The sequence below is a fragment of the Bradyrhizobium sp. 147 genome (assembly GCF_023073935.1).
Classification (GTDB): domain Bacteria; phylum Pseudomonadota; class Alphaproteobacteria; order Rhizobiales; family Xanthobacteraceae; genus Bradyrhizobium.
On record NZ_JADPKL010000014.1, the window covers coordinates 20388 to 44866 of the forward strand.

Annotated in this window: 20 protein-coding genes and 2 pseudogenes; 12 read left to right on the forward strand and 10 right to left on the reverse strand. The window is 64.1% G+C overall.

Annotated features, from left to right (window positions below):
- The first annotated feature begins 10 nt into the window (after window positions 1–10).
- Both IVA87_RS03825 and IVA87_RS03830 read left to right on the forward strand, forming a co-directional pair.
- Window positions 11–2362, forward strand: coding sequence for a bifunctional salicylyl-CoA 5-hydroxylase/oxidoreductase (locus IVA87_RS03825; protein ID WP_247332775.1), 2352 nt, complete (start codon window positions 11–13; stop codon window positions 2360–2362).
- Window positions 2363–2413: 51 nt separating this feature from the next.
- Window positions 2414–3664 (forward strand): flavin-dependent oxidoreductase, encoded by a 1251-nt coding sequence (locus IVA87_RS03830; RefSeq protein ID WP_247280606.1) that lies wholly within the window; start codon window positions 2414–2416, stop codon window positions 3662–3664.
- Between the two features lie 9 nt (window positions 3665–3673).
- Here the strand turns inward: IVA87_RS03830 and IVA87_RS03835 are convergent, their stop codons facing one another.
- Both IVA87_RS03835 and IVA87_RS03840 read right to left on the reverse strand, forming a co-directional pair.
- A complete protein-coding gene (locus IVA87_RS03835) occupies window positions 3674–4129 on the reverse strand; it encodes a cupin domain-containing protein (RefSeq protein ID WP_080136282.1) in 456 nt (151 codons plus the stop codon).
- A 27-nt stretch (window positions 4130–4156) separates the two neighbouring features.
- On the reverse strand, window positions 4157–5332 hold the full coding sequence (locus IVA87_RS03840) for an ABC transporter substrate-binding protein (RefSeq protein ID WP_247332777.1): 1176 nt from the start codon (window positions 5330–5332) through the stop codon (window positions 4157–4159).
- A 250-nt stretch (window positions 5333–5582) separates the two neighbouring features.
- Here IVA87_RS03840 and IVA87_RS03845 point away from each other — a divergent pair, with 250 nt between their 5' ends.
- The 3 genes from IVA87_RS03845 (at window position 5583) to IVA87_RS03855 (ending at window position 8414) form a co-directional block, all read left to right on the forward strand.
- Window positions 5583–6101: a MarR family transcriptional regulator gene (locus IVA87_RS03845; protein WP_247332778.1), complete on the forward strand. Its 519-nt coding sequence runs from the start codon at window positions 5583–5585 to the stop codon at window positions 6099–6101.
- Between the two features lie 144 nt (window positions 6102–6245).
- Entirely contained in the window at window positions 6246–7937 is a 1692-nt protein-coding gene (locus tag IVA87_RS03850) for a benzoate-CoA ligase family protein (protein WP_247332779.1), read from the forward strand.
- Window positions 7938–7952: 15 nt separating this feature from the next.
- Window positions 7953–8414 (forward strand): RidA family protein, encoded by a 462-nt coding sequence (locus tag IVA87_RS03855; protein ID WP_247332780.1) that lies wholly within the window; start codon window positions 7953–7955, stop codon window positions 8412–8414.
- A gap of 19 nt (window positions 8415–8433) precedes the next feature.
- On the opposite strand, the pseudogene IVA87_RS35270 reads toward IVA87_RS03855, so the two are convergent.
- The 3 genes and pseudogenes from IVA87_RS35270 to IVA87_RS03865 form a co-directional block, all read right to left on the reverse strand.
- A pseudogene (locus IVA87_RS35270) lies at window positions 8434–8598 on the reverse strand (CBS domain-containing protein); the annotation flags it as partial.
- A gap of 2 nt (window positions 8599–8600) precedes the next feature.
- Window positions 8601–9572, reverse strand: a complete 972-nt coding sequence (locus IVA87_RS03860) for a CHAD domain-containing protein (protein ID WP_247332781.1) — start codon at window positions 9570–9572, stop codon at window positions 8601–8603.
- Between the two features lie 25 nt (window positions 9573–9597).
- A complete protein-coding gene (locus tag IVA87_RS03865; RefSeq protein ID WP_247332782.1) occupies window positions 9598–11130 on the reverse strand; it encodes a bifunctional aminoglycoside phosphotransferase/ATP-binding protein in 1533 nt (510 codons plus the stop codon).
- A 188-nt stretch (window positions 11131–11318) separates the two neighbouring features.
- Between IVA87_RS03865 and IVA87_RS03870 the strand changes: the two are divergent.
- The 3 genes and pseudogenes from IVA87_RS03870 to IVA87_RS03880 form a co-directional block, all read left to right on the forward strand.
- Window positions 11319–11408 (forward strand): annotated as a pseudogene (locus tag IVA87_RS03870) (universal stress protein); the annotation flags it as partial.
- A 65-nt stretch (window positions 11409–11473) separates the two neighbouring features.
- Entirely contained in the window at window positions 11474–14167 is a 2694-nt protein-coding gene (locus IVA87_RS03875) for a bifunctional acetate--CoA ligase family protein/GNAT family N-acetyltransferase (RefSeq protein ID WP_247332783.1), read from the forward strand.
- 292 nt (window positions 14168–14459) lie between these two features.
- Complete coding sequence (locus IVA87_RS03880; protein WP_247332784.1) at window positions 14460–15188, forward strand: Crp/Fnr family transcriptional regulator; 729 nt, start codon at window positions 14460–14462, stop codon at window positions 15186–15188.
- A 4-nt stretch (window positions 15189–15192) separates the two neighbouring features.
- Here IVA87_RS03880 and IVA87_RS03885 read toward each other — a convergent pair whose 3' ends face one another.
- Window positions 15193–15975 (reverse strand): cyclase family protein, encoded by a 783-nt coding sequence (locus IVA87_RS03885; RefSeq protein ID WP_247332785.1) that lies wholly within the window; start codon window positions 15973–15975, stop codon window positions 15193–15195.
- 305 nt (window positions 15976–16280) lie between these two features.
- On the opposite strand from IVA87_RS03885, the gene IVA87_RS03890 reads away from it, so the two are divergent.
- The 4 genes from IVA87_RS03890 to IVA87_RS03905 all read left to right on the forward strand — a co-directional run bounded on the left by IVA87_RS03890 (window position 16281) and on the right by IVA87_RS03905 (window position 19982).
- Window positions 16281–17252, forward strand: coding sequence for a TRAP transporter substrate-binding protein (locus IVA87_RS03890; RefSeq protein ID WP_247332787.1), 972 nt, complete (start codon window positions 16281–16283; stop codon window positions 17250–17252).
- Window positions 17253–17318: 66 nt separating this feature from the next.
- Window positions 17319–17870, forward strand: a complete 552-nt coding sequence (locus IVA87_RS03895) for a TRAP transporter small permease (RefSeq protein ID WP_247332789.1) — start codon at window positions 17319–17321, stop codon at window positions 17868–17870.
- Complete coding sequence (locus IVA87_RS03900) at window positions 17861–19153, forward strand: TRAP transporter large permease (protein WP_247280617.1); 1293 nt, start codon at window positions 17861–17863, stop codon at window positions 19151–19153. Before IVA87_RS03895 ends, IVA87_RS03900 begins: the two co-directional genes overlap by 10 nt.
- A 22-nt stretch (window positions 19154–19175) precedes the next feature.
- Entirely contained in the window at window positions 19176–19982 is an 807-nt protein-coding gene (locus IVA87_RS03905; RefSeq protein WP_247332790.1) for an SDR family oxidoreductase, read from the forward strand.
- A gap of 12 nt (window positions 19983–19994) precedes the next feature.
- Here IVA87_RS03905 and IVA87_RS03910 read toward each other — a convergent pair whose 3' ends face one another.
- From IVA87_RS03910 to IVA87_RS03925, 4 genes are read right to left on the reverse strand one after another with little or no spacing between them, the layout of a single operon-like run.
- A complete protein-coding gene (locus IVA87_RS03910; protein ID WP_247332791.1) occupies window positions 19995–20693 on the reverse strand; it encodes a substrate-binding domain-containing protein in 699 nt (232 codons plus the stop codon).
- Window positions 20690–22822: a molybdopterin cofactor-binding domain-containing protein gene (locus tag IVA87_RS03915; RefSeq protein WP_247332792.1), complete on the reverse strand. Its 2133-nt coding sequence runs from the start codon at window positions 22820–22822 to the stop codon at window positions 20690–20692. The genes IVA87_RS03910 and IVA87_RS03915 overlap by 4 nt, the downstream gene beginning before the upstream one ends.
- Window positions 22819–23289: a (2Fe-2S)-binding protein gene (locus IVA87_RS03920; RefSeq protein ID WP_247332793.1), complete on the reverse strand. Its 471-nt coding sequence runs from the start codon at window positions 23287–23289 to the stop codon at window positions 22819–22821. The genes IVA87_RS03915 and IVA87_RS03920 overlap by 4 nt, the downstream gene beginning before the upstream one ends.
- Before the next feature lie 15 nt (window positions 23290–23304).
- Entirely contained in the window at window positions 23305–24279 is a 975-nt protein-coding gene (locus IVA87_RS03925) for a tripartite tricarboxylate transporter substrate binding protein (protein ID WP_247332794.1), read from the reverse strand.
- Window positions 24280–24479 lie beyond the last annotated feature (200 nt).

Here is a 24479-nt window from a genome sequence, read left to right on the forward strand (position 1 = left end):
CGAGGCTCCCATGAAAATCGCGATCATCGGTGGCGGACCTGCGGGTCTCTACGCTGCGATCCTGCTCAAGAAGCAGCGCCCAGGCGCCGAAGTCACGGTGTATGAGCGCAATCGAGCCGATGACACTTTCGGCTTTGGCGTCGTGTTCTCCGACGCCACGCTGGACAATTTCGAGAAGCACGATCTTCCGAGCTACCGCCGCATCACTCAGGAATTCGCCTATTGGGACGACATTGCCGTGCATTTCCGCGGCACGGTGCACCGGGTCGGCGGCAACGGCTTTTGCGGCTGCTCACGGCAGAAGCTGCTGCTGATTCTTCAGGAGCGGGCACGCGAGCTCGGCGTCTCCCTGCATTTCGAAGTGGATATCGACGACGAATCCCGTTTCGCCGATGTCGATCTCATCCTGCTCGCGGACGGCATCAACAGCCGCTTCCGCGAGAAATACGTCGATCACTTCCAGCCCGAGGTCGACGTCCGCTCCAACAAGTTCGCCTGGATGGGCTCGACAAGGCCGCTCGATGCCTTCACCTTTATCTTCCAGGAAACCGAGTGGGGGCCATTCATCGCCCATGCCTATCAGTATGAGGCCGGTCATTCGACCTGGATTTTTGAGACTGATCCGCAGACGTTTGCGCGCGCCGGGCTGATGGGGCTGGACGAGGCTCAGTCCGCCGCGCGGATGGCGGAGATCTTCGGCTGGTTCCTCGATGGGCACAAGCTGCTGACCAACCGCTCGATGTGGCGCAACTTCCCGATGATCCGCAGCAAGCGCTGGGTCAAGGACAACATGGTCCTGCTCGGCGACGCCAAGGCGAGCGCCCATTTCTCCATCGGCTCGGGCACCAAGCTCGCGATGGAAGACGCCATCGCGCTGGCCGAAGCGATGGAGAAGGCGCCCAGCATCGAGGCGGCGCTGGCGGAGTATGAGAACGGCCGCCGCGAGGAGGTCGAAAAGACGCAGCATGCCGCGGACGTCTCCTTGGTCTGGTTCGAGCACGTCGACCGCTTCTGGGATTTTGATCCCGTGCAATTCGCCTTCGGCGTCATGACTCGCTCGAAGGCAATCACCTACGACAACCTCAAGCTCCGCGCGCCGGATTTCGTGGCCGAGGTCGAAAAAACGTTCGCCAGGCAGGTGCGCAGCAGCGGCTTCGATGTCGACATCGACAACCCGAGCGTGCCGCTGTTCCAACCCTTCCGCTTGCGCGAGATGGAGGTTGCCAATCGCGCCGTGGTGTCGCCGATGTGCATGTATTCGGCCAAGGAAGGCGTGCCGACCGACTTCCACCTGGTGCATTACGGCTCGCGTGCGATCGGCGGCGCCGGGCTGATCTTCACCGAGATGACCTGTGTGGGCCGCGATGCCCGGATTACGCCCGGCTGCGCCGGCCTCTGGAATGACGAGCAGGAAGCCGCGTGGCGGCGCATCGTGGATTTCGTCCACGGCAATTCGGCCGCGAAAATTTGCCTGCAATTGGGCCACGCCGGCCGCAAGGGCGCGACCAAATTGATGTGGGACGGCATGGACCGGCCGCTGGAGCAGGGCGGTTGGGAGGTCTGTTCGGCATCGCCGCTGCCCTATTTCCCCGACAGTCAGGTGCCGCGCGAGCTCGATCGTGCCGGCATGAATGCGGTGAGGGACGCTTTCGTCGCGGCGGCCGAGCGCGGCGAGCGCTGCGGCTTCGACATGCTCGAATTGCACTGTGCCCACGGCTATCTGCTCGCGAGCTTCATCTCGCCGCTCACGAACACCCGCTCGGACGACTATGGCGGCTCGCTCGCCAACCGTCTGCGTTTCCCGCTCGAGATCTTCGAGGCGCTACGCGCGACATGGCCGTCGCACAAGCCGATGTCGGTGCGCATCTCCGCAACCGACTGGGCTGATGGCGGCATCACTGGCGATGATGCCGTCGCCATCGCGCGCGCCTTTGCCGAGGCTGGTGTCGATCTCGTCGACGTCTCGACCGGCCAGACCGTGCGCGACGCACAGCCGGTCTACGGGCGCATGTTCCAGACGCCCTTTTCGGACCAGGTCCGCAACGAGGCGCGCGTGGCCACCATGTGCGTCGGCAACATTACGACGGCGGATCAGGCCAACACCATTTTGGCCGCCGGCCGGGCGGATCTCGTCGCGCTCGGCCGTCCGCATCTTGTCGACCCGTTCTTCACCATGAAGGCGGCAGCCTGGTACGGGGCAAACGACGTGTTCTGCCCGCCGCAATATCTGCCCGGAAAAGATCAGATTTTCCGCAACAGCGTTCGCGACCGGGAGGACCTCGAGGAGCTGAGAATTAAGGCTAAGCCCAAGACCCGGGCCGAGCTCAAGGCGGAGGCGACAAAGCCGCTTGCGGCGGAGTGACCGCCCGTGCGACCTTGACCCATTGCCTGTGTTTCGAGTGGAGTGAGGGCGATGAAGGCGATTATCGTCGGTGGCGGTATCGGTGGTCTCACCACGGCATTGATGCTGCGCTCGCGAGGCCTGGATTGTGAGATCTTCGAGCAGGCCGACACCATTCGCGAGCTCGGCGTCGGGATCAACACGCTGCCGCATGCCATGCGCGAGTTGGCGGGGCTCGGCCTGTTGCAGAAGCTCGACGAGGTCGCGATCCGCACCGATCAGCTCTATTATCTCAATCGCCACGGCCAGGAGGTCTGGCGCGAAGCCCGCGGCATCGACGCCGGCCACGACGTGCCGCAATTCTCGATCCATCGCGGCCGCCTTCAGGGCGTCATTCATCGCGCCGTCGAGGAGCGGCTCGGGCAGCAAGCGATTCACACCGGCCGCCGGCTCGGCGCTTTCACGCAGGACGAGGGCGGCGTCACCGCTTATTTCTTCGATCGGGTCGGCGCCCATGTCCACACCGCGCGCGGCGATATCTTGATCGGTGCCGACGGCATCCATTCGCGCGTCCGCGACACGCTGTTCCCGAATGAGGGGCCGCCGTGCTGGAACGGCCTGATGCTGTGGCGCGGCGCCCGCGACTGGCCGCTGTTCCTCACCGGCAAATCCATGATCGTGGCCGGTGGTCTCAACGCCAAGGTGGTGATCTATCCGATCGCGGAAGGATCAAGCCCGGCGAGCCGGCTCACCAACTGGGCGGTGCTGGTCAAGGTGGGCGAAGGCAATGCACCCCCACCGCGGAAAGAAGACTGGTCGCGGCCGGGCCGCCGCGAGGAGCTGATGCCGCACGTAGCGCGCTTCTCGGTGCCCTATATCGACGTGAAGAGCCTGATCTCGGCGACGCCCGAATTCTACGAATATCCGACCTGCGACCGCGATCCCTTGCCCTATTGGTCGTCCGGGCGCGTCACGCTGCTCGGCGACGCCGCACATCCGATGTATCCGGTTGGCTCGAACGGCGCCTCGCAGGCGATCCTCGATGCGCGTTGCCTTGCCGATGCACTGGTGCGCGCCGAGCATCCGCGCCAGGCGCTGGTCGAGTACGAGAAGAAGCGTCTGCCGATGACGGCGGAGATCGTCCGCTCCAACCGGCGCGGCGGTCCCGAAGGCGTCATCGACGCCGTCGAGCAGCTTGCGCCTGATGGTTTCGACAATGTCGAGAACGTCCTGAGCTATTCCCAGCGCGAAGCGATCGTGCGCGGCTACGCCACCAAGGCAGGCTTCGCCGCAGTGCCGGGACTTGCGGCGGTGCGCGCTTAAAAGACCCGGCTAGCCGCCGGGCGGCGGCGGCAGGAAGTGGATGTTGAACTCGGCGGCCATCGCCACCACGTCCTCGGGCTTCTGCTCCTTCATGTTGTGAAGCCCCCAGAACAGATCGAACAGCTTGCGGCTCGGCGACACCCAGAACAGCACCTTTGCGGTCTGCTCCGACTTGTTGAAGATGCCGTGCGGCACGCCCATGCCGAGGCGGATCAGGTCGCCCGCGGTCGCCTGCGCCTCCGAATTGCCGAGCATGAAATCGAGCTTGCCCTCCAGCATGTACAGATACTCATCCTGATCGGGGTGAATGTGCGGCGGCACGAACGTGCCCGGCGGCAGTGTCGCATGCCAGGAGAAGCTGTTTTCGGCGTAGCTCTTCGGCACATAGGTCTGGCCGAGGATGTTCCAGGAAATGCCCTGGATGCCCTCATTGGCCCGGGTGATGCCGGTGATTTCGCTCTTCATTGCAGTCCTCCCGTAATACGCTTCAGCCTAGTTCGCCGCCTTGCAGTCCTTGGCGTAGCGGTCGCCGTAATTCTCGAAGACCTTCTGCACGATCTCGGTCTGGAACTTGCCGTCCGGACGCTTGGCGACCTTGGTCAGGTAGAAATCCTGGATCGGATAGCCGTTGGTGTTGAATTTGAAGGCGCCGCGGAGCGAGGTAAAATCGGCTTTCTTCAAGGCGGCGGCGACTGCCTCCTTGTTGGAGACGTCGCCCTTCACGGCCTTGATCGCGCTGTTGATCAGCATGGCGGCGTCATAGGCCTGGAAGGCGTAGGTGCCGGGCACGCTGTTGTAGGCGGCCTCATAGGCGGCAACGAACTTCCTGTTCTGCGGATTGTCGAGATTGGGCGCCCAGTTCGCGCCGCCGAACATGCCGACGGCCGCGTCCTGCTGCGCCGGCAAGGTCGATTCATCCACCGTAAAGGCCGAGAGCACCGGGATGGTATCGGCAAGCCCCGCCTGCCGGTACTGCTTGACGAGGTTGACGCCGAGGCCGCCCGGCATGAACGTGAACAGCGCATCGGGTTTGTGCGAGGAAATCTTGGAAAGCTCCGGCTGGAAGTCCAGCGTGTTCAGCGGCATGTAGGATTCCTCGACGATCTCGCCCTTGTAGTCGAGCTTGAAGCCCGCCACCGAATCCTTGCCGGCCTGATAGTTCGGGACCATCAGGTACATGCGCTTGTAGCCGCGATCCTGCGCGACCTTCCCAAGGATCTCGTGGACCTGATCGTTCTGATAGGACGTCACATAGAAGAACGGGTTGCAGTCCTTGCCGGCAAACGTCGACGGACCGGCATTGGGGCTGATCAGGAAGGTTTTCGATTCTGTAATGGGTCGGTGGATCGCCTGGAGGATGTTGGAGAAGATCGGGCCGACCACAAAGTCGACCTTGTCGCGCTCGAGCAGGCCTTTCACCTTGGTCACCGCCGCATCCGGCTTCAATTCGTCGTCTGCGACGATCACCTCGACATCGCGGCCGCCCATCTTGCCGCCGAGATCCTTCACCGCGAGCGCAAAGCCATCACGGACTTGCTGGCCCAGCGCAGCGGCAGGTCCCGACAGGGTTACGACCACGCCGAGCTTGATTTTCTCCTGGGCGAGGGCAGGGCTCATCGCGGTGCCGAGCAGCATGGCGGCTGCGGCCAAGGTCATTTGCGTCTTCATGATCTGTCCTTCATGACCATCGGCTTGCGCTGCAAGCCGCGTACTCCAATCCAAGCTTATGCCGATGATGGCCGCCGCGGCAAGCCGAGCTCAAGACGTCGCATCTTGCGGGCAGCAGCGCATGCAAGCGGCGCGCCAATTATTTGAAGCCTAAAGAAATTGACCTGCGGTCGATTGTTGCAGCTTTGGACTTGCGGCCGGCTCCGATTTATTTGAAGCTCAAAACGTTGGGGAATCTGTGCCGGCGCCAATGCCGGCCGTGAGTGACTGCATCAAAATGCTCGATTCCGAAACCAAGGCCGTGGAAACGCCGGAGGACCATGCCGAGGAGCTTCGGCTGTGGCTGCGGCTCTTGACCTGCACGACCCTGATCGAAGGGGAAGTGCGCGGCCGGCTGCGGCAGCGGTTCGACGTCACGCTGCCTCGGTTTGACCTTATGGCGCAGCTCGACAAGGCGCCGGACGGCATGACGCTGTCCGATGTCTCCAAGCGCATGATGGTGTCGAACGGCAACGTCACCGGTCTTGTCGAGCGTCTCGTTGAGTCCGGTCACCTCGATCGGCGTACCTCGGAGACGGACCGCCGCGTCCAAGTGATCCGCCTCACAAAACTCGGGCGTGCCGAGTTTCGCAGGATGGCTGCGGAACACGAAACTTGGATTGCCGACCTGTTCGCCGATCTGACGCCGAAGGATGTGCGGGAATTGATGCGGCTCCTGGCCAAGACCAAGGCGTCGGCGCAGAAATCGGCCGCGCGCAGCCGGCCGTAGGCGGCCGGGACGGGCCGCCGACCCCATTTGCCGCAGGAAAAAGCAAGGAATGCCCAGAATCCGCTATTGCACCAAATTGCTTTAAGCCTAAAATGTTTTCCAGATCGTGCTGCCGGGTGCAATCCATGCTGAAAGGAGCGTGCGATGGCCAACGCTGCCAAGGTTCAAGTGTCGGGCTCATGTGACGGCAATACTGCGACGGCCCATGTCGATACGTTCGCGCGGCAACATCTGCCGCCGCGCGAGCTCTGGCCCGAATTCATCTTCACGCGACCGGAGCTGCGCTATCCCGCGCGATTGAACTGCGTCAGCTATTTCCTCGATCGCTGGGTCGAGCAAGGCCACGGCGATGCGCCTTGCGTCATCAGTCCTGCCGTCAGCTACACCTATGGCGAGCTGCAAGCGCTCGTTAACCGCATCGCCAATGTGCTGGTCGGCAAGCTGGGTCTCGTGACCGGCGGACGCGTGCTGCTGCGCTCGGCCAACAATCCGATGATGGTCGCGACCTATCTCGCGGTCATCAAGGCCGGCGGCATCGTCGTGGCGACCATGCCGCTCTTGCGGGCCAAGGAGCTGTCATATCCGATCCAGAAGGCGGAGATCGGGCTCGCGCTGTGTGACGGAAAGCTCTCCGAGGAGATGGAGAAGGCGAAGGCCGCGGCGCCCGGCCTCAAGCACGTGGTCTATTGGGGCAATGGCGCGGCCGATTCGCTCGAAGCGCTGATCGCGGATGCGAGCCCCGAGTTCAGGGCTGTCGATACCTCGTCCGACGACGTCTGCCTGATCGCCTTCACCTCGGGCACGACAGGCGATCCCAAGGGCACCATGCATTTCCACCGGGACATGCTCGCGGTCTGCGACGGCTATGCGCGCAACATCTTGCGCGCCGAGCAGAAGGATCGCTTCGTCGGCTCGGCACCGCTCGCCTTCACCTTCGGCTTCGGCGGCGTGTTGTTTCCGATGCATATTGGCGCCTCCTTCGTGGTGCTGGAGAAGACGACGCCGGACGACATTCTGAATGCGATCGAGCAGTACAAGATCACGGTCTGCTTCACTGCGCCGACCGCATATCGGGCCATGCTCGGCAAGCTCGCGGGCCGTGACATCTCCTCGCTTCGCAAATGCGTCTCCGCGGGCGAGACGCTGCCCAAGCCAACATTCGAAGCCTGGCTGAAGGCCACCGGCATCAAGCTGATGGACGGTATCGGCTCGACCGAATTGCTGCACATCTTCATCAGCGCGACCGAGGACGAGATTCGCCCAGGCGCGACCGGCAAGCCGGTGCCAGGCTATGAGGCCAAGATCGTCGACGATGAAGGCCGTGACCTGCCGCCGGGGACGATGGGTCGTCTCGCCGTGCGCGGCCCGACCGGCTGTCGCTATCTTGCCGATGAGCGACAACGGAAATACGTCCAGAATGGCTGGAACATCACCGGCGATACCTATGTGATGGATGGCGACGGTTATTTCTGGTACCAGTCGCGCTCCGACGACATGATCGTGTCGGCCGGCTACAACATCGCAGGAACCGATGTCGAGGCGGCGCTGCTCACGCATCCGGCGGTCGCCGAATGCGGTGTGGTCGGCGCGCCGGACGAGGCGCGCGGCATGATCGTGAAAGCCTATGTCGTCGTCGCGCCGGGCGTGACGCCGGACGCGCAGCTCGTGACCGAATTGCAGGAGCATGTCAAACGCGAGATCGCGCCATATAAATATCCGCGCGCGATCGAATTCGTTGCGCAATTGCCAAAAACCGAGACCGGCAAGTTGAAGCGCTTTGCCCTGCGTCAGCTGGCGCAGGCTGCAGCGACGTCCTCAGGCGTCGCTGCGGAATGAGAGAAGGATAGAGAATTGTCCGTGACGCCAAAAGGCCCGCAGCTCGCGGTGCTGCCCATAGCAGCCGAGCAGGAAATCCGCCCCAAGGCGCAGATCCTCCAGCCGTCTGGCTGGCCAATGCCGAAGGGCTATGCCAACGGCATGGCTGCTGAGGGGCGGATCGTCGTCACTGGCGGGGTGATCGGCTGGGATGCCGAAGAGCGCCTCGCGGACGGCTTCGTCGCGCAGGTACGCCAGACCCTGAGCAACATCGCTGCGATCCTGGCCGAAGCCGGAGCACGGCCCGAGCACCTCGTGCGCCTGACCTGGTATGTCGTCGATATGGACGAATACCTGGCCAATCTGAAGGAGCTGGGCAGGGCCTACCGCGACGTCTTCGGAGCGCACTATCCTGCGATGGCCCTGGTTCAGGTGGTCCGTCTCGTCGAGAAGGCGGCGCGCGTCGAAATTGAGGCCACCGCCGTCGTTCCTCGCTGAGCTCGGCCGTCGGGCGGCGGCCGCGCTTGCGTCCGGTGCTGATTTCGGTGCGACGGATGAGATCTCGTTCCGAGACAACACCGACCAGCTTGCCGGTATCGCCGCTGACATGCCGCTTCAGCATGATGTTCGCGGTCTCGACGATGCTGATCCCGGGGCTACCCGAGATGACCGACTGCGTCACACCTAATTCTCAGGCTCTGCGTTCGGCGCGAGGTCGGAGGAGCGGAAGGGCTCGGCCCTGTCCAGTTTGCGGTAAGCCGCCGCGGCGGTTTGCAGGAGCTTCTTTTCGCGTTTGCGGTTGAGAAAGCGAGCGGCGGCCTCGAGACCGGCACCGTTCAGCGCGGCCGCCAGCGCTTGCCCTCGCGCATCGTCGTTCAATTGCCCGAGAGACTTTTGCGCCTTGCGCAATTGCTTGAGCATGGACTTCTGCTTCGTCGCCGCCCCGTCGGTGAATAGATCCGCGAGCGATTCGATCGAATAGGTCATCCGCTTGTTGAGCAGCCGCAGCTTGTGCCGTTTCTCGACGTCAAGCTTGCTCAGCTTCCGCGCCTTCCTGAGCAGCGTCTTTTCCCACGCCGCCAGCTGCGCCGTCGCATGCTCGGCGAGCGAACAGCGACGCAATCTGATGGCTTCCTTGCTGCGACGAGTCGACCAGGGGCCGCTCTCGATCCAGGCCGAGGTCTGCTCGACCAGGCGGCGATAGCGCGCCGATTGCAGCGCGCGCGCAAGCAGGCGGTGGCTCTCGGCGCGCTTCTCGTCCCAGTGCCGGAGCTCGGCGATCACGGCGAGCTCGTCGCCAGTCTCGGCGACGAGCCGCTCGATCGCGACGTCGAGATCACGCACCATGCCGAGCTGGCTGTTGAGCCATTTCAGTTCGGCCCAGACATTCGGCCGCAGCGCATCGTCGACAATCGGCGAGAAGAAGCGGATGGCGGTGCGCAGATGTGTCAGCGCGATCCGGATCTGGTGCAGGGCATCGGGATCGCCGCGGCAGGTGCCGTCATGCTGGGCGAGGACGGCATCGAGGTGACGGCGGGCGATGATCCGGAACGCCGTGTCGCAGGCCATGCCGGGGCTGAGGCGGCCGGGCAGTGCATTGCGCCGCATTGCCGGCATTGCGCGGGCGGCCGTCGAGGTCGTGCTGGGTCGCGCCATCCTTGCCCGCGTCACTCGGATTGCCTTACTTGCCCTCAGTAATTGCGTCCCGACAGCTCTGGAGCGTCTGCTCTTGTGGCCCGGATGCATCGATGGTCGCCCAACCGACATGACCGATATTATAGCGCTCCTGCTGCGCGGCAACCTCTTGCGTGGCGTCGGATGCATCTCCCCGGCGGCTTCCGATACGCGCTTGCCTCGTCGCGAGGTCGGCGACGAGGAACAGCCCGTTCAGCGGCACGTTGCGCTCGCGCGCCAGTGCGGCGATCGCGTCCCGTTCCTCCTCGGCGGCGAAGACACCGTCGATGATCGCCGAATGGCCTTGCGCCAGCACCCGCCGGGCGTACTGAGCCAAGGTGTCGTAGACGCGGGCCGTGACCTCTGGCCTGTATGCGGATGGTGGCAGCCGCTGCGTGTCCTTGAGCCCGAACATCTGCTTGCGGACGATGTCGCTGCGCAGCACGATCGCCCCCGGCTGTGGCGCGACGATTGGTGCGAGCGCGCGCGCCAAAACCGTCTTTCCGGTGCCGGACAATCCCCCGACCGCGATCAGGCGCGGAGCGGGAGGATGGATCAGCATCCGGGCGAGGCCGAAATAGCGCCGTGCGTCGTCAAGGGTGCCGGGGTCGTCAGAACGCGGCGGCTTCAGCCGTGCCAGCGCCACCTGAGCGCGGATCGCCGCCCGGATCGACATGAACAGCGGCAGGACGGAGAGCGCGTCGAGATTGTCGTTTGGCGTCGCAGCGAGATATCGGTTCAAGACAACGTTGGCCGCGCGTGCTTGATCGTGGTGCAACAGGTCCATCAGCGTGAATGCGAGATCGTAGAGCACGTCGACTGTTGCCATCTGCGCATCGAACTCGATGGCGTCGAACAGGACCGGCTGTTCGCCGATCAAGACGATGTTCGCAAGATGCAGGTCGCCGTGGCAACGCCGCACGAAGCCGCGGTGGCTGCGCGCTTCGAGCAAGGTGCGGAGGCGCAGGAACATCGCGTGCGAGGCTCTGCCGAGCTGCGCGATTTCTTCGGCGTCAAAACGATTATCTTTTCCCAGGCCATTGCTGTTGCCATCGATCAGACCAGGGATGGAGGAAATCCACGCCCTGCCGTCGGAGTGGCCTGCCGCCGCATGCGAAGCCACGATCGCGTCGGCGGCGGCCGAGGCTCGATCGTCATCCAGCGGGCCGGCCTTGGCCAGATGATCCAGCGTTTGGCTTTCGTCGAAGCGCGACATGTCGACCGCATACTCGATCGGCCGGCCGGGGCCGCCGATCTGCACCGACCCATCCGGCTCCTCTGTGATCGCCACGACGCGATGATAGATCTGCGGCGCCAGCGGCCGGTTGATCCTGATCTCCTCCTCGCAGGCCGCCTTGCGCTTGTCGAGCGTCGAATAGTCGAGGAAGGGAAACTGCACGGCCCGCTTGATCTTCAGCGCGCGGTCGCCGTCGAGAAACACCGAAGCTGCGTGCGTATCGATCCGCCTCACGCCCGGATGCGTGGCGGAATCGGTGAGAGCCGCAAAGATCCGGTCCTGGGTCGCGGACTCGTCTGTCATTCCTGCTGGCACATCCAGATGCGCCGGACGGCAGTCCGGCCGCAATCAGGTTACCCTCTGGAACGAGATGGTGGCCAGTCCTTGATTTTGGTCAACGTCCCTCCAAGCTGCCGGTACCGGGCTCGACCGAGGATCAAGCGTCGCGACGAAAGCCGGACTACTCTGGCGGCCAAGGAAAAGCGATCTGCCATCATTCGCGTCTGAACGAGATCGTTAGGGGCGGTGTGATAAAGACCGTCATTGGCCAGCCATCCTGCTGGGTTATGATCTCGCACTAAGCTGAACAGTTTGCGGCCCGATCTTCCACCATCGGAACCGCCAGCGACCGGGCGCATTTGCTTTCATGTCGACGTACCGCCTCAAGAATCTGCTGTCGCCGCGTTCGCTCGCGCTGGTCGGCGCGAGTCCCCGCCCGGTCTCCGTGGGACGCGCCGTCCTGGAGAACATCCGCAGCGCAGAATTCAAAGGGGAATTCGGCCTGGTCAATCCGCGTCACGCCGAGATCGGCGGCATAGCCGCGGTGAAGAATCTGGACAGGTTGGACTTCGTCCCCGAACTCGTGATCATTACTGCGCCGGCGCGGGAAGTTCCCGGCATCATCGACCAGGCCGGACGTCGCGGGTCGGCGGGCGCGCTGATCGTCTCGGCCGGGCTCGGCCACGGACCGGGATCCCTGCACGAGGCTGCTATCACTGCTGCCCGCAAATACGGCATGCGGCTGATTGGTCCAAACTGCCTCGGCATCATGATGCCTGGAGTGAGCCTCAATGCCAGCTTCGCAGCACACATGCCAGGCGCGGGAAGTCTCGCGCTGATCTCCCAATCGGGCGCGATCGCGGCCGGCATGGTCGATTGGGCGGCGCAGCGCGGCGTCGGTTTCTCCGGCATTGTCTCGATCGGCGATCAGATCGATGTCGATCTTGCCGATTTGCTGGACTATTTCGCGATGGATCACAAGACCCGCGCGATCCTGCTCTATATCGAAGCTATCAAGGACGCTCGCAAGTTCATGTCGGCGGCGCGCGCCGCCGCGCGCGTGAAACCGGTCGTCCTGGTGAAGTCCGGCCGGATGGCGCAGGGGGCGAAGGCCGCGGGCACGCATACCGGCGCGCTCGCCGGCGCCGACGCCGTCTATGACGCGGCGTTCCGCCGCGCGGGCGTGCTGCGGGTCTCCGATCTGCGCGAGCTGTTCGATTGCGCCGAGACGCTCGGCCGCGTTGAATCGCCGACGGGCAAGCGCCTTGCTATCCTGACCAATGGCGGTGGCATCGGCGTCCTTGCCATCGATCGATTGGTCGAGCTTGGCGGAATCCCGGCGTCGATCTCGGCGGACGGGCGCAGGAAGCTCGATGACGTGCTGCCGCCGACCTGGTCCGGTGCAAATCCCGTCGACATTGTGGGCGACGCCGACGCCTCGCGCTACGCGGCGGCGCTGGAGGTGCTGCTCGCCGATCCCGACAATGATGCCGTGCTTGTCCTCAACGTGCAGACGGCGATCGCCTCAGCGGCCGACATCGCCACGAGCGTGACGGAGTTCGTCAGAAAATACCGCGAGCAGCACCGCCAATGGGCAAAGCCCGTCCTTGCCGCCTGGGTCGGAGCCGATCAAGACATTATTCAGACGCTCTCCGGCGCGGGCATTCCGAACTACCCGACCGAGGACGATGCCGTGCGCGGCTTCATGTATCTGGTCCGGCACCGCGAGGTGGTGGAGGAGCTGAGCAAGGTTCCGCCGGCGATGCCCGATACGTTCGTGCCGGACGCGCCGGCCGCGAAGCGGATCGTCATTGCTGCGATCGCCGACGGCCGCAAATGGCTCGAGCCGGTCGAGATCAAGCACCTGCTCGAAACCTACGACATCGCGATGGTGCCGACCTATGCTGCGACCAATGTCGAGCAGGCGGTGGCCTATGCGAGCGACATGTTCGCGCAAGGCCTGACTGTCGTGCTGAAGATCATGTCGCGTGACATCGTCCACAAATCGGATGTCAGCGGCGTCGTTCTCAATCTGACCACGCCGGATGCGGTGCGCGCAGCTGCCACCGATATTCTTGACCGGGCCAGAAAACTGCGTCCCGAAGCCCGCATCGGCGGCGTCATCGTGCAAGCGATGGTGGTCAAGGCGAAGGCGCGCGAGCTGATCCTCGGTCTTGCCGATGACCCCACCTTCGGCACCGTCGTCGTCTTCGGCCGGGGCGGGACGGCTGTGGAGATCATCAACGACAAGGCGCTTGCGCTTCCGCCGCTCGACTTGCAACTCGCCCGCGACCTGATCGATCGCACGCGCGTGTCACGGCTGCTTCGCGCCTACCGAGACGTACCGGCAGTGAAGCCGGATGCCGTCGCCATGGTGCTGGTCAAGCTGGCGCAGATGGCCGCTGACATTCCCGAAATCCGCGAATTCGACATCAACCCGCTACTCGCGGACGAAACCGGTGTCACCGCGGTCGATGCCCGCGTCGCCGTGGCGCCGCCGCAGCGGAAGTTCGCCGGCTCCGGCCCGGCCAATTTCGCCGTTCGGGCCTATCCATCGCAATGGGAGCGCCGCCTGGTACTGAAGGACGGCTGGCGTATCTTCGTGCGGCCCTTGCGCCCCGAGGACGAGCCGACCATCCACGAATTCCTGCGTCACGTCACGCCGCACGACCTCCGCCTGCGCTTCTTCGCGCCGATGAAGGAGTTCACCCACGAGTTCATCGCGCGCCTGACCCAGCTCGACTATGCGCGTGCGATGGCCTTCATCGCATTCGCCGAGGAGACCGGTGAGATGGTCGGCGTCGTCCGGCTCCACTCGGACTCGATCTACGAAAGCGGCGAATATGCCATCCTGCTGCGGTCCGACCTCAAGGGCAGGGGATTAGGATGGGCCCTGATGCAGCTGATCATCCACTACGCGAAGTCGGAAGGGCTCAAGACCATATCGGGCGACGTGCTCCAGGAGAACATCGTGATGCTCGAGATGTGCCGCCAGCTCGGCTTCGAGGTCAAGCCGGATCCGACCGAACCTGATATCTGCGAAGTCAGGCTGAAGCTCTGAGCTCACCCGCTAGGAGGGGCTTCAGCCCGAGATGTGACAGACCCCTTGGCCAACCGATGCTCGACCGGAATCGGGCGTTCGGCAGCGCCTCAACGCAATCGCGACTTGAATTGCCTGCAATTCTGCAGCGACCTAAATGCATGGACGCATCCTTTGGTTGCCGTCCTTTCGCCTAACCGCGGCATTTTCGCGGCATTTGCCTAAAACCGCGCCCATGCTTTCCGGTTGAAAAGCCTGATAACGTTGACTACGCAGGAACCTCGATGCCTCGCAGTCTTAGGAGCCCCGTGGCGTGCCTCAGGACAAGACCGGCGACCCCCGACAGTCAGCGGGCAACAAACTATCGGTTCTGCGCAAGCACCCGATCTTCGCGGATCTGGAGCCGGAGGCGCTCGATCAGCTCTGCCGCTATGCCAAGCACACAACCGTGAAGCGCGGTGCGACGATCGCCGCCAAGGGCGATCCCGGCAACAATCTGTTCGCGGTGATTTCGGGAACGGTGAAGATCTCCTCTTCGTCGCCGGATGGGCGGAATGCCATTCTCAATCTGATCGGTCCCGGAGAGATCTTTGGCGAGATCGCGGTGCTCGACGGCGCGCCGAGGTCGGCCGATGCGACCGCGAACACCAATTGCGAGCTCTACATCATCGATCGCCGGGATTTCCTGCCATTCGTGAAGAGCCAGCCGGCGCTGGCGATGAAATTCATCGAGCTGCTCTGCGCGCGCCTGCGCTGGACCAGCCAGCAGGTCGAGCAGGTGATCCTGCAGAACCTGCCGGGCCGGCTTGCCAGCGCGCTGATCGGTCTCACCGAGGAGCGCAAGTTCGACTCCGGCAGCGGCACACTCGCGATCACCCAGCAGGAGATCAGCGAGATGGTGGGCATGACGCGCGAGAGCATCAACAAGCAATTGCGCGTCTGGGCCGGCCGCAATTGGGTTCGTCTCGAGCACGGCGCCATCGTCGTGCTGGATATCGATGCGCTGCGCGAACTCGCGGAGAGCGGCCTCTCCGGCGAGTGATATCTCAGACGTGATCGTCGAGGATGGCGACCGCGCGGGTCCAACCGGCGGAGGCGCGTTCGATCTTGACCGGGAAGCATGAGACCGTGAAGCCGGTCGAGGGCAATTGATCGAGGTTGTGCAGCTTCTCGAGATGGCAATAGCCGATGTGCCGCCCTGCCTTGTGGCCTTCCCAGATCAGGCCGGCATCCCTTGTTTCGGCATATTTCTTCGCGGTGTAGACGAACGGCGCGTCCCAGCTCCAGCCATCGGTGCCGGTCAGGCGGACGCCGCGCTCGAGCAGGTACATCGTGGCCTCATAGCCCATGCCGCAGCCGGAATTGACGTAGTCGGCTTGGCCGAATTTCGCGCCGGCGCTGGTGTTGACGACGACGATCTCCAGCGGCGCCAGCGTGTGTCCGATCCGTTTCAGCTCCTTCTCGACGTCGCCGGCGCTCGCCACGTAGCCATCGGGCAGATGCCGGAAGTCGAGCTTCACGCCGGGTTGAAAGCACCATTCCAGCGGCACTTCGTCGATCGTCCACGACCGTTCGCCGCGGTTCATCGTCGGATGGAAGTGCCAGGGCGCATCGAGATGCGTCCCGTTATGGGTCGACAGCGCGACCTGCTCGACGGCCCAGCCCTGGCCATCCGGAAGGTCTTCCGCCTTGAGGCCGTCGAAGAACTGCAGCATGCGCGGCAGGCCCTGTTGGTGATCGATGTACTGGATCGTCGGATGGTTGCCTGGCGGATCGGCCGTTATGTCGTTTCGGAGCGGCACTGAGATATCGATCAGCTTCCGCGGCATGGGCGTTTCCCTCGATATGGTCCGCTGTTTCGAACATGTTGAGGGGGCTCCGTAGGTGGCGTCAAGTCACGTGCCGGCGACGTCGAGCCAGCCCGCCGTACCCCACCATAATGCGAATTGCGCCCGAAATTGATCGATGCGAGTCTTGCATTGATCAATGCTGGATTTGGCTTGGACTCAGAATGCCGCCCGCCCTACGGACGACATTGGCGCTTGACTTCACACCTGAAGTGGAGCGACCCAAGGCGGCCCGCAGCCGGCCGACAACGACATAATCGACTCAATCGACCAGGAGGAAAGCCCAGATGAAGACGCTCACCGGTATCATCACAGCCGTTGCCTTGGCGGTCTCAGCGCCCCTGGCGACCGCACGCGATTTCCGCTCCGCCGACATCCACCCCGCCGATTATCCGACCGTCGAGGCCGTCAAGTTCATGGGCAAGCAGCTCGCGGCGGCGAGCGGCGGCAAGCTCGGCGTGAAGGTGTTTCCCAACGGAGCCCTGGGCTCCGAGAAGGATACCATCGAGCAGCTCAAGATCGGCGCTCTCGACATGATGCGGATCAACGCATCGCCGCTGAACAATTTCGTGCCGGAAACCATCGCGTTGTGCCTGCCTTTCGTCTTCCGCGATACGCAGCACATGCGCACCGTCCTTGACGGTCCCATCGGCGATGAGATCCTGGCGGCGATGGAGCCGGCGGGACTGGTCGGACTTGCCTATTACGATAGCGGGGCCCGGTCCATCTACACCGTCAAGGCACCGGTCAAGTCGCTCGCCGACCTCAAGGGCCTGAAGATCCGCGTCCAGCAATCCGATCTGTGGGTCGGTATGATCCAGAGCCTCGGGGCCAACCCGACGCCGATGCCCTATGGCGAGGTCTATACCGCCCTGAAGACCGGCCTCGTGGACGCTGCCGAGAACAACTGGCCGTCCTACGAGTCCTCGCGCCATTTCGAGGCCGCCAAGTTCTACAACGTCACCGAGCACTCGCTGGCGCCGGAAGTTCTCGTGATGTCGAAGAAGGTCTGGGACACGCTGAGCAAGGAAGATCAGGCGATGGTCCGCAAGGCGGCCAAGGAATCGGTGCCTGTCATGCGCAAGCTCTGGGACGAGCGCGAGCAGGCCTCCCGCAAGACGGTCGAGGCGGCCGGCGTTCAGGTCGTGACCATCGCCAACAAGGCGGAATTCGTCGAGGCGATGAAGCCGGTGTATACGAAGTTCGCCGGTGACGAGAAGCTCCAGAGCCTCGTCAAGCGCATCCAGGACACGAAGTAAGCACAGCGGTGTCAGGTCCGGAGCCGCCCAGCGTGCGACACCGGACCCTCGCGGGGGAGGCACGGGATGACAGATCCACACGTCGCAAGCCACGAGCACGTGGCGGTCACTGGTCGCCCGTCCACCGGCTTGCTGTCGCGGATCAATGCTCCCGTCGCGCGCGCGGGCATGTATCTGTCCGTGACCGGCCTGCTCGGCATCGTCATCATCGTGTTCTACCAGGTGTTCGGGCGTTACGTGCTCAATTCGAGCCCGACCTGGACGGAGAACCTCGCGCTGGTTCTGATCCTGTATGTCACGTTGGTCGGCGCCGCCGTCGGTGTGCGCGATGCCGGACACATCGGCATGGACAGTCTGCTTGTGATGCTTCCGGATTACATGCGGGAAAAGATCGAGCTCGTGATCCACGTCCTGGTGGCCGTGTTCGGCATTGCGATGGCCTATAACGGCTGGATCCTGGGGGCGTCGGTTGGAACGGTGAAGATCCCCAATCTCGGCCTGCCCGAGGTGATCCGTTACGTGCCGCTGATCGCCTCCGGTGTCCTGATCGTCTCCTTTTCAATCGAGCACATCGTTGCTCTCCTGCGCGGCGAAGAGGTCGTCCCCTCATGGAACTGATCATCCTCGGCGCCACGTTCTTCGGCTTTCTGATCCTCGGCGTCCCCGTCGCCTTCGCGATTGGCCTCTCGGCGATCTGCACCATCCTCTACGAAGGTCTGCCGGTTGCCGTCATCTTCCAGCAGATGATGTCGGGGATGAACATCTTCTCGTTCCTCGCCATTCCGTTCTTCGTCTTCAGCGGTGAGCTGATGCTGCATGGCGGCGTCGCCGACAAGATCGTGCAGCTCGCCAAGAATCTCGTCGGGCACATCCGCGGCGGGCTCGGCATGTCCAACGTCGTCGCCTGCACGCTGTTCGGCGGCGTCTCCGGCTCGCCAGTGGCCGACGTGTCGGCGATGGGCGCGGTGATGATCCCGATGATGAAGAAGGAGGGGTTCGACACCGACTACGCCGTCAACGTCACCACCCATGCCTCGCTGGTCGGAGCCTTGATGCCGACCAGCCACAACATGATCATCTATGCCCTGGCCGCCGGTGGCAAGGTCTCGATCGGCGCGCTGATCGCCGCCGGCCTCCTACCCGCGCTCGTGCTGATGGTGTGCATGCTGGTTGCCGCTTACGCAGTCGCGGTGAAGCGCGGCTATCCGGCCGGCAAGTTTCCGGGCTGGGCCGAGGTCTTCCGCTCGCTCGCGGCCGCGCTGCCTGGCCTTCTGATCGTCGGCATCATCCTGGCGGGCATCCTGTCCGGCGTCTTCACGGCCACTGAATCGGCAGCCGTCGCGGTCACCTACACGATCCTGCTGACGTTCTTCATCTACCGCACCATGACCTGGGGCAACTTCCTGCGTGCCGCCGCCAAGGCGGTTAAGACGACCGGCGTGGTGCTGTTGCTGATCGGCGTCTCCACCATGTTCCAGTATCTGATGGGGCTGTATGAAGTCGCCGATCTCGCCGGCGCGATGATGAGCAAGGTCTCGACCCAACCCTGGGTCATCTTCCTGCTCATCAACGTCATCCTGTTCGTGCTCGGCACGTTCATGGACATGGCCGCGACCATCCTGATCTGCACCCCGATCTTCCTGCCGATCGCGATGAAAGCGGGCATGGATCCGGTGCAGTTCGGCATGCTGATGCTGATCAATTGCGCGCTGGGGCTGAACACGCCACCGGTCGGAACGACGCAGTTCGTGGGCTGCGCCATCGGCGGCATCTCGGTCGGCGCGGTGATGCGCACCATCCTGCCGTTCTATGCCGCGCTGATCGCAGCACTGATGTTTGTGACCTACGTCCCTGCGTTCTCGCTGTGGCTGCCCCGCCTGCTGATGGGCTACAAGGGATAGCAGCACCAGGGAGAAGCTATCAGTGACGGACTATCGCAAGCTTTTCGATCTCACCGGCAAGACCGCAGTCGTTCTCGGCGCCGCATCCGGCATCGGCAAGTCGTCGGCCGAGGCGCTGGCCGGGCTCGGTGCCCGCGTCGTTTGCGCCGATCGCGCGTTTGATGCGGCGGAGGCGACCGCCGCCGGCATTCGCGACAAGGGCGGCTGGGCGGAAGCAGCTAGCTGCGACGCCGCAAGCGCCGCGGACGTCAGCGCGTTGGCCAAAACCGTGATGCAGAAGTTTCCGCGGCTCGACATCGCCGTGACGACGCCCGGGCTCAATATCCGCAAGACCATCCTCGACTATACCGAGGAGGATCTCGATCGCGTCCTGAACCTCAACGTCAAAGGCACAGTCTGGTTCTTCCAGGCCTTTGGCCGCATCATGGTCGAGCAGAAGGGCGGCAGCATCATCGCCTGCTCCTCGGTGCGCGCAGTCACGATCGAGCCGGGCCTCGGCGTCTATGGCTCGACCAAGGCGGCAATCGGCCTTCTGGTGAAGGGCTTTGCCTCCGAGGTCGGGCATGCCGGCGTGCGCGTCAATGCGATCGCGCCGAGCATCGCCGAGACCGCGTTGACCGGCCCGTTCAAGCAGCGGCCTGACATCTACAATCTCTACGCCGGCCACACCGTGTTCAACCGCTGGAGCAGCGCCGACGAGGTCGCCACCGCGGTGGCCTATCTCGCCTCGGACGCCGCGAGTTATGTCAGCGGCAGCACGATGTTCATCGACGGCGGCTGGACGGCCGTGGACGGCCCACCGACAGGCCTTACCCAGCTGCACAAATAGCGGCCATGTGCATTAGCCGGTAAAGCCCACGCGCCGGCGCAGCTCCTTCTGCTCTGCGCCAGTCAGCAGGGCGATCAGCGCGGCGGCCTCCTTTGGATGCGCGGCCCGCGCTGTCGCGCCGGCCGTGTACATCGTCACGAGCTCGTAGCCCGGTGGCAGCGATCCCGATAGCGCGATGCCGTCGGTTGCGATGATCTCGGTCGCCTGCGTGCAGCCGATCGGCCTTTGCGCGGTGGACGCCGCGAGCTCCCGCATCGCAGTCGCTCCGTTCGGAAAGATCATGAGGCGAGACGCGACCTCATAGCCAATACCGAGCTGATCCAGCACCTTGGCGACATGCTGTCCCGCCGTCGACGCCTTGGTATCGGGGACGTAGATCGCATCGGCGCTGCGTAAGACTTGACGGAGATCGGCTTCGGTCCTCACCGTCACCCCGGGATCTCGGTTGCGGACCGCCAGCGCAATCTCGACCTGGCCGACATCAGCGATCGAGGAGGCCGTGACAAGCTTTTCCCCGGTGAGCTTTGCAAGAAGGGCTTGCGTCAGGATCACGAGGTCCGCCGGTTTTCCCGCGCGCAACCTGTCGGCCATGATACCGACCGCGCCAAATTCGCCGTCGATGCCGAAGCCGGTCTGCGCCTTGAAGGCGTCGGTGAGGCCGCGCACCAGCCCTTGCGCTGCGCCGCCGCTCAAAATGTTCACTGTCGTCACGATGCAAGCTCCGCAGCTGCAATGATCCTGTCGCGCGTGATTGGCAGGTCGCGCACACGCACGCCGAGGCAGTCGTAGACCGCATTGGCGATCGCTGCCGTCACCGGGCCGTGCGCGGCCTCACCGGCGCCGACTGGCTCGATCTCCGGCCGCTGGATGAGCTCGACATCCACTGCCGGCACTTCGCTGAATCTCAGGATCGGGTAGTCGGTCCAGGACGTCGATGTAATTCGCGCCCGGTCGAAGCGGACACGCTCCTTCAGCACCCAACTCGTTGCCTGGATCGCGCCGCCCTCGATCTGGTTGATGACGCCGTCCGGATTGATGGCTTCGCCAACGTCGACGGCAAGCGTCAGCCGCTTCACGCGGATGTCATCGGTGCCTTCGATTTCGGCAATCGCGGCGCAGTAGGCTCCCATGTTCTTGTAGCGCGCAAAGCCGACGCCGTGACCGATGCCGGTTCGCTTCTGCGGTTTCCACGCCGCGCGTTGCGCAGCGGCGCGGATGACGTCCTTGGCGCGCTCGTCGCGCAGATGGCGCAAACGCAATGCGATCGGGTCCTCGCCGCGCAGGGCGGCGATCTCGTCGCGCAGGGATTCGATGGCGAACACATTGCCTTGTGCGCCGAGGGTCCGCAGCGCCGAGGTGCGTACCGGCATCGTCAGCAACCGGTGGCTCGTGATCGTCCAGGCCGGGAGGTCATAGAGTGGAACGGAGTTGCGATCAGCGCCGCCGCCATTGGCGGCCGGCGGGTTGGACGAGATCATGCGCGGGTAGGGGTTTGCGATCTCAGTCGCGGCAAGCAGCGCCGGCTGCGCCGCGCGCCCCGGCCGCGCCGCGTGACCGTTGCTCCAGATGGTATGACGCCAGCCGACGATCTCGTTTTCGGCGTCGACATCGGCCTCGATCTCGATAGCCATGGCCGCACCGAACGGCGCATGGGACATCTCGTCATGGCGCGACCATTGCACCCGCACCGGATGGCCGCCGGCAGCCTTTGCCAGCAGCACGGCGTCGAGCGCGACGTCGTCGGCCGCGTTATGTCCGTAGCAGCCGGCACCCTCCATGTGCTTGACGACGATGTTCCCGGCCGGCAGCTTCAGCACGATCGCGAGATCGGCGCGCAGCAGATAGACGCCCTGGCTGTGGGTCCAGACATGGACGCGATCGCCATCCCATTGCGCCATGGCGCAGGACGGCGCGATCGAGCCGTGTGCGATGTAAGGGCGGGTGTATTGGCGGCGCAGGGTTTGGGCTGGCTTGGTCGTCGCCGCTCCGGTCCTGATCTCGATGATGGTGGTCTCGACGGGCTGGCTTCTTAGGAAGCCCGTCAAATCATCTTCATCGGGCAGCGCATCGCCGGCCGACCAAGTCGCTCCCTTGCGTAAGGCTTTCAGAGCGGCTTCCGCCGCTGCCTCGCTGTCAGCAACCACGCCGGCAAAGCCGCCGTCGCGAACGATCGTGACGAGAGCGGGGACAGCGCGCGCAGCCTCCTCATTGAGCGCAGTCAATCTGGCCCCTGAAACCTCCGGCCGCAGCACGCGTCCGTGCAGCAGGCCCGGCAGTGCCCAGTCGTGGATGAAGCGCGGCCGCGCGAACACCTTGTCGGGAATGTCGACGCGCTGCACGGAATGTCCGGCGACGAGACGCTCGGTGGCGCTTTTCGCTGTCGCGCCCGCGGTGACGTCGTGGTCCAGCGAGACCTCGCCAGCCAGCTCCCAATAGCTGGTGCTGACATTGCCCGGTCCCGAGATCGTGCCGTCATCGATACGGAGCAGCGCCGCATCGACGCCGAAGCGCTCCGATGCAGCAGTGAGGAAGCGCTGGCGCACCTCGGCGCAGGCGTGGCGCAGTGCGCGGCCGGATTGCTGGATCGACAGGCTGCCCGAGGTGACGCCTTCGTTCGGGCTCATTGCCGTCGAGGCGCGGATCATCTCGATCCTGATGATATCGAGATCGAGCTCGTCCGCCGCAATTTGCGCCAGCGCCGTCACGATGCCCTGGCCGATTTCCACTTTGCCGGGCGAGATCGCTACCCGGCCGTCGGCGGTGAACCGCACCCAGGACGATAGTCTTGGATTGGCCGCGAGGCTGGCCGACAGCTTCGGGGCAGGGGACGACACATTCATGACGTCGCCATCTCCGATGCCGCCCGCAGCACGGCGCGGACCATGCGGTTGTGCGATCCGCAGCGACAGAGATTGCAGTCCAGCGCGGCTCTAACCTCGGCCTCCGTCGGTGACGGATTGCGCTTCAGCAGCGCCGCAGCGCTGATCAGAATCCCCGATACGCAATAGCCGCATTGCATCGCCTGTTCGCAGACGAAGGCACGTTGCAGCGCGTGCGGTTGCTCCACCGTGCCGAGGCCCTCCGCGGTGATGACGTCCTTGCCGGCGACCGACCACATCGGCATGTCGCATGAAGCCATCGCGCGGCCGTCGATCATGACGTAACAGGCGCCGCACTCACCGGCGCCGCAGCCGAAATGCGCACCGGTGACAGCGAGCCGGCTGCGCAGCACGTCGAGCAGGATCTGATCAGGATCGACATCCACGGCCATCGCTGCGCCGTTGAGCTGGAATTGAATGGCAGGCATTCTCGCGCTAAGGCCTCACGACTTGTCGAACTTCTTGACCACGTCGGCCCATTTCTCGATGTCGCCGCGCAGGAATTTTTCGAACTGTTCCGGGGTCATCGACATGGGCACGGCACCTTGTTCTGTCCAGAGCCTGATGATGTCGGGCCGCTTTACCATTGCGTTGACGGCCGCGTTGAGCTTGTCGATGACAGGCTTCGGCGTCCCCGCCGGCGCCATCAGGCCGAGCCAGATCGTCGCCTCGTAGCCAGGCACCCCGGCCTCGATCGCGGTCGGCACGTTCGGCAGCACGGCCGAGCGCTGCTTGCCGGTGGTGGCGAGCGCGTGGACCTGGTTCTCACCGATGTTCGGCGCCATTGCCGGCACGGCGTCGATCATCATCTGCACCTGTCCGCCGATCACGCCGCTGCGCGCCTCGCCACTGTTGCGATAAGGCACATGGACGATATCGACGCCGGCCATGACTTTGAACAGCTCGCCGGCCATGTGATAGGGCGTGCCCTGGCCGGAGGAGGCGTAGTTCAGTTTGCCTGGCTGCGCCCTAGCGAGCGCGATGAATTCCTGCAACGTCTTTGCTGCGACTTGCGGATTCACCACGATGACGAGATCGGAAGAGTTCACCGGCGCGATCGGCGCGAGATCGCGCATCAGCTCGTATTTGCGCTTGTCCGCCGTCAGCAGGGATTCGTTCGCGGTCTGGGTATTGGACATCATCAACAGCGTGTAGCCGTCGGCGGCCGCCTTTGCCGCTTCGACCGTGCCGATGACGCCGCCCGCGCCGGTGCGGTTCTCGATCACGAAGGGTTGGCCAAGGCTTTCCTGGAGCACGTTGCCGATCAGCCGGGCCGCGACGTCCGCAGGCCCGCCGGCGCCAAAGGGCACGATGATGCGGACCGAGCGGGTCGGATAATCCTGTGCCAAGGAGGAGGCCGCGGAGAACGCGGCAAGCACGCCGGCCGCCAGAGCCTGCATGAATCTTCGGGCTTTCATGCCCACCTCCCTGATGTCGTTCTTGTTGGCCGGCACTGTAGCGGCAGGGGATGTGGACTGTCGACGGCTCACAAAGCCGCTCGTGCCGGGAATGTCGCGACCGTCTCGTTGTGGCCGCGCCGCTCTTCGCAGTCGCGGCAGGAACCGGAAGCGCACGTGATCTGAGCAAATCGCATGGGAATTGCCGGATAAATGCCCTC